Source organism: Streptomyces sp. WAC05292 (genome assembly GCF_003949955.1).
Taxonomy (GTDB): Bacteria; Actinomycetota; Actinomycetes; order Streptomycetales; family Streptomycetaceae; genus Streptomyces; species Streptomyces globosus.
Genome location: NZ_RPSE01000847.1, coordinates 1 through 450 on the forward strand (window position 1 = coordinate 1; position 450 = coordinate 450).

Here is a 450-nt window from a genome sequence, read left to right on the forward strand (position 1 = left end):
TACCGCGACCGCCTCAAGGCCGACCCCGACCTGCACTGGAAGGCGATGCTCCGCCACCACCGCCCCCGCAAGCCCGTCATCGCCGCCGTCGAGGGGTACTGCGTCGCGGGCGGCACCGAGATCCTCCAGGGCACCGACATCCGCGTGGCCGCCGAAGGAGCCGTCTTCGGACTGTTCGAGGTCAGGCGCGGCCTCTTCCCGATCGGCGGCTCGACCGTCCGCCTGCCCCGCCAGATCCCGCGCACCCACGCCCTGGAGATGCTGCTGACCGGCCGCCCCTACTCCGCCGAGGAGGCCGCGCGGATCGGCCTCGTCGGCCGCGTCGTCCCCGACGGGACGGCGCTGGAGGCCGCCCTGGAGACCGCCGAGCTCATCAACGCCTGCGGCCCCCTCGCCGTCGAGGCCGTCAAGGCGTCCGTGTACGAGACCGCCGGCCTCACCGAGGCCGAG

1 protein-coding gene is annotated in these 450 nt (G+C 74.4%); it reads left to right on the forward strand.

The features are described from left to right. The coding region (locus tag EF903_RS33365) for an enoyl-CoA hydratase-related protein (protein ID WP_185902976.1) at positions 1 to 450 on the forward strand (450 nt) is incomplete at both ends.